At 43.8% G+C, this 8,774-nt stretch carries 10 protein-coding genes; 3 read left to right on the plus strand and 7 right to left on the minus strand.

Going from position 1 to position 8,774, the window contains the following annotated elements:
* The coding region (gene pgi / locus A3735_RS25995) for a glucose-6-phosphate isomerase (protein WP_068638924.1) at positions 1–1,308 on the plus strand (1,308 nt) is incomplete at its 5' end.
* A gap of 2 nt (positions 1,309–1,310) precedes the next feature.
* Here the strand turns inward: pgi and folK are convergent.
* The 4 genes from folK to ppx are packed head-to-tail and all read right to left on the minus strand — an operon-like array spanning position 1,311 to position 4,825.
* Positions 1,311–1,829: a 2-amino-4-hydroxy-6-hydroxymethyldihydropteridine diphosphokinase gene (gene folK / locus A3735_RS26000; RefSeq protein WP_068509996.1), complete on the minus strand. Its 519-nt coding sequence runs from the start codon at positions 1,827–1,829 to the stop codon at positions 1,311–1,313.
* On the minus strand, positions 1,822–2,202 hold the full coding sequence (gene folB / locus A3735_RS26005; protein WP_068509994.1) for a dihydroneopterin aldolase: 381 nt from the start codon (positions 2,200–2,202) through the stop codon (positions 1,822–1,824). The genes folK and folB overlap by 8 nt, the downstream gene beginning before the upstream one ends.
* A 28-nt stretch (positions 2,203–2,230) precedes the next feature.
* Positions 2,231–3,271, minus strand: a complete 1,041-nt coding sequence (gene tsaD / locus A3735_RS26010) for a tRNA (adenosine(37)-N6)-threonylcarbamoyltransferase complex transferase subunit TsaD (RefSeq protein ID WP_068509992.1) — start codon at positions 3,269–3,271, stop codon at positions 2,231–2,233.
* 27 nt (positions 3,272–3,298) lie between these two features.
* On the minus strand, positions 3,299–4,825 hold the full coding sequence (ppx, locus tag A3735_RS26015) for an exopolyphosphatase (RefSeq protein ID WP_068509990.1): 1,527 nt from the start codon (positions 4,823–4,825) through the stop codon (positions 3,299–3,301).
* 125 nt (positions 4,826–4,950) lie between these two features.
* Here ppx and trxA point away from each other — a divergent pair, with 125 nt between their 5' ends.
* Positions 4,951–5,277 carry a thioredoxin TrxA gene (gene trxA / locus A3735_RS26020; RefSeq protein ID WP_068509988.1) on the plus strand — a complete coding sequence of 109 codons (327 nt, stop codon included), beginning with the start codon at positions 4,951–4,953 and terminating at the stop codon, positions 5,275–5,277.
* A 78-nt stretch (positions 5,278–5,355) separates the two neighbouring features.
* A complete protein-coding gene (mobA, locus tag A3735_RS26025; protein ID WP_068509986.1) occupies positions 5,356–5,967 on the plus strand; it encodes a molybdenum cofactor guanylyltransferase MobA in 612 nt (203 codons plus the stop codon).
* Between the two features lie 37 nt (positions 5,968–6,004).
* Here mobA and A3735_RS26030 read toward each other — a convergent pair whose 3' ends face one another.
* The 3 genes from A3735_RS26030 to A3735_RS26040 all read right to left on the minus strand — a co-directional run.
* A complete protein-coding gene (locus A3735_RS26030) occupies positions 6,005–6,790 on the minus strand; it encodes an amino acid ABC transporter ATP-binding protein (RefSeq protein ID WP_304440029.1) in 786 nt (261 codons plus the stop codon).
* 21 nt (positions 6,791–6,811) lie between these two features.
* Positions 6,812–7,918 (minus strand): amino acid ABC transporter permease, encoded by a 1,107-nt coding sequence (locus tag A3735_RS26035; RefSeq protein ID WP_231872152.1) that lies wholly within the window; start codon positions 7,916–7,918, stop codon positions 6,812–6,814.
* Positions 7,919–8,774, minus strand: an 856-nt coding sequence (locus A3735_RS26040; RefSeq protein WP_068638928.1) for an amino acid ABC transporter permease, incomplete at its 5' end; no start/stop codon positions are given.

Here is an 8,774-nt window from a genome sequence, read left to right on the forward strand (position 1 = left end):
GATGAAATCCTTGAATGTCGAATTCAAATTCAAGAATTCGTTGATAAAATACACCAACAGGAAGTTCTTGGTTACACCGGAAAACCCATTGATACTCTCGTTAGTATCGGCATTGGGGGCTCTTATCTAGGCCCCAAAACAGTTACCGAAGCACTATCACCCATCGCCAAAGAAGGCCTGAGTTGTCACTATATTGCTAACGTAGACAGTAGCGATAGCCACCAAGTGCTCTCTCAGATCGTACCTGAATCCACCATTTTCCTGATTCAGTCTAAGTCCTTCGGTACACAGGAAACACTTACAAATGCTCAAACTGTAAAGAACTTTCTACTAGAGCACGGAATGCTTCAAGAAGACCTTGGCATGCATATCTATGCTGTGAGCAGTAATATCGAAGCTGCGATAGCCTTTGGAGTTAAGGAAGAAAATATCTTCCCTATGTGGGACTGGGTAGGAGGGCGCTATTCACTCTGGTCTGCAATTGGTCTTCCAATCGCATTTATGATTGGCAATGAGCACTTCGAAGCCTTGCTACAAGGCGCACACGAAATGGATGAGCATTTTATCTCAGCTCCCTTTGAGCAGAATATGCCAAGCCTGATGGCAATGCTAGGCATTTGGTACCACAGTTTCTTTGGCGCCGACTCACATGCCGTAATGCCTTATGATCAGTATCTGAGCTTTCTTCCTGATCACCTCCAGCAATTAGATATGGAGAGTAACGGCAAACACGTATCTACAAAAGGTAAAGCTCTTACTTACCATACAGGCCCTATAATATGGGGGGGTACTGGAACTAACGGCCAACATGCTTTCCACCAGTTATTGCATCAGGGCACTAAACTAATCCCATGTGACTTCATTGCTACGCTTGATACGCATCACCCATCAGGCTCTCATCATAAGATGTTATTGGCTAACTGCCTGAGCCAAACTCAAGCCTTGATGCAGGGGCGTAGTGAAAGGCAGGCTTTTCAAGAATTATTAAATAGGGGTTACGACGAACCCAAAGCCAAACTCATAGCCAAGCATATGGAGCACAAAGGTAATCAACCCAGTAATACCTTTCTTATTGAGAAAACGCTGCCAAAGAGCGTCGGTGCCCTAATTGCCGCCTACGAACATAAAGTTTTCGTTCAGGGTGTAATATGGGAGCTTAATTCTTTTGATCAGTGGGGAGTAGAGTTAGGTAAAAAGCTAGGTAACGAAGTACTCAAACAACTGGAAGACGCTGATTCCAACATTGCTGCAGATTCTTCTACTGCCGGTTTAATCGCTGAATACCACCGATTTCATGAAAACAAATAAGCTTAAGGCTTGAGAATAGCAGCAACTGAACTTGGATCAATTCGCCATACCTTTTGCTTCGCTTCGATTTCTACTTGCTTAAGCTGCCATAAGACTTGGTAGCTTAAGCCAGTTTTGCTATCGATATCATCCGGTGCTAACTCAGCCATCGGCCATAGAACAAAGCCATTGTAGTATAGCTCCGGCCTCGGGAGCTCAACTCCATCATGAAAACCTGTCAGTTGCCCGTAACTGACCACATCAATATCTAGCGTTCTTGGTGCAAAGTGTTTATCTCCGCGCAGGCGGCCGTGGCTATCTTCAATTGTTTTTAATGCCTTTATAACCTTGGGCAAGCTTAGCTCTGTTTCGATTGATACCGCCATGTTATAGAAACACGCACCGTCAAAACCAACCGGCTCACTTTCATAAATTGAAGACAAAGATAAGTCACCAAAGGTCCGTTTCAGGCTGCTCAGGCCCGAGCGAAAGTTCTGATCACGTTCAACATTTGAGCCCAGATTCAAGAATACCTTAGGCATGGCTATGCTGCTCTCGTGTTCGCTTCACTCTAACGCCAACTGATCTTGTGTTTGGAACTGCGCCAGGCTTACTTATTTTTAGTTCTATCGCGCTAATTGCAAAGCTATTAAATAGCGATGCGGCTATTTTGTCTGCTAGATACTCCAATAACTGATGGTGTTTGGCTAAGGTAATGCGCTCAATCTCCTGGCAAACCGCCACATAATCAATAGCATCTTCTATGGCATCTGATTCTGCTGCGGCTGAAAAGTCACACACTAGAGCAAGGTCAAACAACAATGTTTGCTTGATCTGCTTTTCCCATTCGAACACACCTATTGAGGCGTCAATTTCGAGCTTTTCAATTAATACCTCAGAGTAATCTTGAGCCATCAAATTAACCTATTGTCAGGATTAAAATCTAGCCTAGTGCAGGCAGCGTATCTAGTGGCCAACGTGCTTGTACTGCAAACTCATGATTTGAGCCCTGGCCTGCCTGCAAGCGCTGATAGCCGGCATAAGCGATCATTGCACCATTATCCGTACAAAACTCCGGACGAGCATAAGAAACCCTGGCACCCAGTTTTTTTACCATTGGCTCCAGAGTCTGTCGGAGATGCGTATTGGCACTCACACCGCCTGCAATAACGAGCGTTTTCATCCCTGTTTGTTCAAGGGCTCGTTTACATTTAATTCTAAGCGTATCAACAACTGCCTCTTCAAATGCTAGCGCGATCCTTGCCTGATCATCTTTATCCAACTCTTTCTTAGCACGGACATCATTTACCGTGTTCAAGGTAAAAGTTTTCAGGCCACTAAAACTAAAATCCAGTCCTGGCCGATCTGTCATTGGACGGGGAAATCGATAAGGTGTTCCACCAAGCTCTGTTCGGGCATATTCAGCCAGTTTCGCAATTCGGGGACCTCCCGGGTAATCGAGCCCTAACATTTTCGCCGCTTTATCAAAGGCTTCACCTGCCGCATCATCTAATGACTCACCCAGAATTTCATATTCACCAATAGACTGCACTGAAACCAATTGAGTATGGCCACCCGATACAAGTAAACCAATAAAGGGGAATTCCGGTGGACTATCTTCTAGCATCGGCGCCAGTAAGTGTCCTTCCATGTGGTGTACACCGATAATGGGGATATCAAGCGCCATCGCTAAGGCATTCGCAATGGAAGCACCGACCATCAGCGCTCCTACTAATCCCGGCCCTGCAGTATAGGCAATCGCATCAATATCGCCCTTCTCTAGCCCAGCTTCTTTGAGAATAGCGTCTATTAAAGGAATGGTTTTTCTTACATGATCTCTAGAAGCTAATTCCGGGACAACACCACCATAGTCCGCATGCATCTCTACTTGGGAATATAACTGGTGTGCAAGCAAACCTTTCTCACTATGATATAAAGCAACACCGGTCTCATCGCAAGATGACTCAATACCTAAAACAATCATTAAGAATCTCGTGTAGTTGGAAAGTCGTCAATCTTTAGCTAGCAGTAGAAGAAAGCCCTGCTTACGTAACAAGTCTTGCTCTAACTCCAAGATCGACGTATTTAAGGGATTTGCCTCAAACCAGCCTTTCCCCATACTAAGGGATAAGCACTCGTCCTGAGCCCTTAGGGTGAAATCCGTTTCAGCTTGATTACGTTCTGCTGTCAGCGCAACCGCCAGTCTGAATATTGTGCACAGGCGCTTCAGTGTTTGCGTTTCCTGTTTACTCATTCCAATAAAAGGCTCATCACTAAATTTCCGTCTGTGAGTACGTACTATCACAGAAAGGTGCAGCTGAGTTAATCTCGAGAAACCTGGTAGGTCAGAGTGATAAACGAGATAAGCACCATGCCGGTGGTATTGTGCATGAGCAATAGAGTGCCCAACCTCAAAAACCCGGCTTGCCCAACGTAGTAGATTTTCACATTGCGGTAAGGCTATATCCCAATACGAAGCAATTTGCTTGTATGCATGAAGCGCTGTTTTCTCTACTCTTTCAGCGTGTTCAACATCAATAGCGTAGCGAGCCTGCATCGATTGAAGTGAACGTTCTCTGACATCCTCATGCTGAATCCGGCCTAGTATGTCATACAGCAAACCTTCCCTAAGCGCGCCCGATGTGAACTCCATTTCTTTGATGCCCAGTACCTTAAAGCATGAGTAGAGTATGGAAAAGCCGGCTGCAAAGATCGATGCACGCTCAGATTTCACACCTAGTTTAACTAAGTCCTCACAATGTCCGAGAATAATCATCAGGCCTTTTAGTTCTTTCAAAGCTTTTAATGTAATCGTTTCTTCAGCTAAACCAAGATGACGCAAAGCATTTAGAATAGCCTTAATTGAACCCGAAGCACCCACTGTATGCTGCCATCCAAGCGACTTATATTGTTCCTTTATGCTGAATAATTCTCTGGATGCGTGCTTGATTGCTTTATTAAATCCTTGCTCAGTTAGCTCACCACCAGGAAAATATTTTTCTCTGAAAGAAACGCAGCCCATATGCATACTTTCTAAGGCTTTTGCCTCAAAGCGTTCACCAATTATCAATTCGGTGCTACCACCACCGATATCGATAACCAGGCGATTGCCTTTATCATCAGCCAGGGTATGAGCAACACCAAGATAAATTAGACGCGCTTCTTCTCTGCCAGAAATTATTTCTATTGGGTGACCTGTTACACGCTCGGCATCACGCAGAAAGTCAGTTTTCTTTTTGGCTGCTCTTAAAGCATTTGTACCCACGATCTGCACAGATGCAGAGTCAAAGCTCTTGATCCGCTGGGAGAAGCGCTTCAAGCACTCAATTGCCCTGATATGGGCTTCTGGAGTTATTTCTCCATTTTCGTCGAGACCTGCCGCTAGCTGGACCTTTTCACCAAACTTATCAACGACTCTAATCTCGCCATGAGAAATTTTTGCGACAACCATGTGAAAACTGTTTGAGCCCAAATCTATCGCTGCAATGTGGTCTGAGCAGCTATTTGGCTCTGCTTTCGTATCATTGTGAGTTAACACGTCCTTGAAATCCTCTGATAAGGCTATATATTACTCGTTACGATTTTTCATTTCTTAAGAGATAGCTGTATTGTAACGCATCAAATGCTTTCAGGCTTCTCTAAATCTTTTATTGGAATCAAAACATGAGTGATAACATCATCAATGTAAGTGACGCAACTTTCGAAACGGAAGTTTTAAATTCTGACATCCCTGTACTTGTCGATTACTGGGCGGAGTGGTGCGGCCCTTGTAAAATGATCGCCCCTGTCCTTGAGGAAATTGCTGACGACTATGCTGGCAAGATCAAAATATGTAAGTTAAATATTGATGAGAATGAGCAAACCCCACCTAAATTCAATATTCGTGGCATTCCAACCTTGATGCTATTCAAGAATGGTAATGTTGATGCAACGAAGGTAGGCGCGCTATCAAAATCTCAGTTGACAGCTTTTGTTGACAGCAACCTGTAAGCCCACTAGTTTACGCTTTGCATAGGTGGCACTCTTCTTGGGTGCCACATCGCTACTCTCCTATCAGATTTAGATCTCATGACACTGCAAATTGATGGCGGTATTCTTGCCGGTGGCCTTTCCACTCGTATGGATGGCAAGGACAAGGGACTGCAACTCTATCGACAAAAACCAATGGCCCAGTCTGTTTTTGACTCGCTTCAGCCTTATGTTCGTCGCGTGTTAATCAACTGCAACCGCAATCAAACTCAATATCAAGAAATCAGTCCTCTTGTGTGTTCTGACTCAATCGAAGGCTTCCAAGGTCCTTTGGCAGGACTACACAGCTTGATGTTGAACACTGATGCTGATTATTTGCTTGTCAGCCCCTGTGATACACCCTGCCTTGGACAAGAGTATGGTCAAAAGATGCTCAATATCTTGTACCAAAAACAAGAGCTGTTCCCTGGTCAGCCTTTGATAATCGCATCGAGAGATGAAAACAGAAGCCACCCTCTTCACTTATGCATTTCTACTCAGTTTGTTGATAGCTTGGAAGATGCAATCGTAAACAGGCAAAACCGCGTAATGAAGTGGGTTAAAGATAACGGTGCTATCTGGGTTGATTTCTCAACATCAAGAAATGCTGAAGCCAGTAGCTTTATGAACTTCAATACACTTGAAGAGCTATCTTCTTCTCAAGGCTATTAGCTCTCTCATCAAGAATAAGAAGCTCGGCTGCTTGGGATTAATGCTGAAGTATCTGACTTAAAAATAGTTGTAAGCGGTCAGTTTCTGGGTTTGTAAAGAATTCCTCTGGTGTATTTTGCTCAACAATTCCACCACCATCCATAAATATTACTCTGTCCGCTACACGCTTAGCAAAGCCCATTTCATGAGTAACACAGAGCATCGTCATACCTTCATCAGCTAGCTCAACCATGACATCGAGTACTTCTTTAATCATTTCCGGATCAAGAGCAGAGGTTGGTTCATCGAACAGCATGATTTGAGGTGACATACAAAGAGATCGTGCAATCGCTACACGTTGTTGCTGACCACCCGATAACTGACCCGGGTACTTAAGTGCTTGGTCTGGAATCTTCACTCGCTCCAGATACTTCATTGCAATCGCTTCGGCTTCCTCTTTGGGTTTTTTCTGTACCCAAATTGGCCCAAGCGTCAGGTTTTCTAAAATGCTCAAATGGGGAAACAGATTGAAGTGCTGAAAAACCATACCGACTTCACGACGGATCGCTTCGATATTCTTAACGTCTTCGATCATCTCAACACCATTCACAACCAAAGACCCTCTTTGAAACTCTTCCAGTCGGTTGATACAACGAATCATCGTCGATTTACCTGAACCAGATGGTCCACAGATAACAATTCGTTCACCCTTTTTGACACTTAAGTTTATATCTTTGAGCACATGGAAATTGCCATACCATTTATTCAGATCTTTAATTTCAATAACGTTATCTTTACTGCCCAGAACCTCAGAGTTTTGGCTTTTTACATCTGTTTTCATCATTAATCTCCGTAGTAGACAGCGCTATTTATTATTATGGCTGGTATCCAGCTTGCGTTCGATATTACTGCTGATCATTGACATACCAAAGCAGCAACACCAAAAGACCATAGCGACAAATAAGTAGCCTTCCGTTGCATGTCCCCCTAACCAGTTTGAGTTATTCAAAGCAGTTTGAGTGGTACTGAGCATTTCAAATATACCGATGATCAAAAGGAAGGTAGTATTTTTGAATAGCATAACGAAGGTAGCAAGAATATTGGGCATCGATACTTTGATCACCTGGGGCAATATAATCAGCAAAGTTTTCTGCCAATAACTTAGGCCAAGCGAGTCAGCGGCTTCGTATTGCCCTTGGGGAATTGCTTGAAAGCCACCCCTAAATACTTCTGCCATATAGCCCGACATAAATAGAATCAGAACAATCCACACCCTAAGTAATTTATCTACGCTGGTGCCTTCAGGAAAAAATAATGGCAGCATTACCGAGCCCATAAAAAATAGGGCTAAAACCGGGGTTCCCCTAAAAAACTCGATCAACAAAATACAGACACTACGTATAAAAGGCATCTCCGATCGTCGACCTAGGGCCCATAAAAAGCTCAACGGAAAAGCAATAATAATACTCGCTGACGCCAAAAAGATATTCAGTGCAAAGCCACCCCATAAGTCAGTACTTACTGTCATCAAACCAAACAGGCTACCGTCCAGAAATGTCGCACAGACAAATGGAAATAACAAAAATACCGGGACGCCAATCTTATTCCGAAGATCTTTTGGCAAGACATAAGGCAAAGCAATGACAGCAGCGAGACTCAATAAAGCAAGATTCACTCGCCACAGTTCTGAGCTGGGGTAACTGCCATACATAAATTGTTGCATCCAGGCAGAAACAAATACCCAACACGCGCCTTCTTTAGAGCAAGCTTCCTGGCTGTCACCACTCCAGTCGGCTGAAAAAATCAGCCAATCCAGCATGCCAGGAACAACGGAGAATAAAATTGCTAGGATAATAATAGTAGCTGTTGAATCGAAGATATTAGAAAAAAGGTTTTCTTTAATCCAGCCAATGACACCAACTGTATCCTTGGGTGCCGGTTTATCAGGCAGCGCTTTAAACTCTCTCATCATTTACTTCCTTTCCACCAAAGCGACTTTCGAATTGAATCGATTCATAACAAAGGAAATACACATGTTTATGACAAAATAGACCGCCATTGTCATAAATACGATTTCTATCGCTTGTCCCGTCTGATTGAGTGTGGTGCCGACAAAGACAGTAAACAAATCCGGGTAACCAATAGCTGTAGCCAGCGTCGAGTTTTTCACCAAGCTTTGATATTCACTATTTAGCAAAGGCGTGATGACTCTCATCGCCTGGGGCACGACGATCAGTGACATAATCTTTCGCTCACTTAAGCCAACACTACGTGCGGCTTCAGTTTGTCCATGCGGCACCGATTGAACACCCGCTCGAACAGCTTCTGCAATGAATGCACCGGTATAAATACTTAAAGCTAAAACCAAAGCCATTAGTTCCGGGATTATTGAGGTTCCACCGCTGATATTGAAGCGCCCAAGCTCTGGGTATTCCAAGTGAAAAGGAACACCCATTATTAGTGTTGTCAGTAGCGGCAGCCCAAAAAGAATACCCAGACTGACTGAAAATACAGGAAACTGCTCGCCCGTATCATCTTGCCTTCTATGCGCCCAGCGGCGAAGAAAGAATATGCCAGCAATCGCTATACACAATGAAGCGTATACAAACATTGAGCCTTGCTCATCAATCACACTTGGGATAAACAAGCCTCGAACATTTAGAAAAATCGATTCACCAACAGAAAAACTGTCACGCGCTCCGGGCAATGAAGCCAGTACAGCGAAATACCAGAAGAAGACTTGTAGTAATAATGGAATATTTCGAAATATTTCTACATAAATGACTGATAAGCGTCTGACTAACCAGTTGTGGGAGAAATAAGCGACC

It is taken from the genome of Oleiphilus sp. HI0061, from assembly GCF_001635675.1.

Bases quoted from the DNA above. Each gene is read 5' to 3' on its own strand.
- folK (WP_068509996.1), bottom strand. From the start codon at position 1,829: ATGCCTAAGGTATTCTTGAATCTGGGCTCAAATGTTGAACGTGATCAG.
- folB (WP_068509994.1), bottom strand. From the start codon at position 2,202: ATGGCTCAAGATTACTCTGAGGTATTAATTGAAAAGCTCGAAATTGAC.
- tsaD (WP_068509992.1), bottom strand. From the start codon at position 3,271: ATGATTGTTTTAGGTATTGAGTCATCTTGCGATGAGACCGGTGTTGCT.
- trxA (WP_068509988.1), top strand. From the start codon at position 4,951: ATGAGTGATAACATCATCAATGTAAGTGACGCAACTTTCGAAACGGAA.
- mobA (WP_068509986.1), top strand. From the start codon at position 5,356: ATGACACTGCAAATTGATGGCGGTATTCTTGCCGGTGGCCTTTCCACT.
- A3735_RS26030 (WP_304440029.1), bottom strand. From the start codon at position 6,790: ATGATGAAAACAGATGTAAAAAGCCAAAACTCTGAGGTTCTGGGCAGT.
- A3735_RS26035 (WP_231872152.1), bottom strand. From the start codon at position 7,918: ATGATGAGAGAGTTTAAAGCGCTGCCTGATAAACCGGCACCCAAGGAT.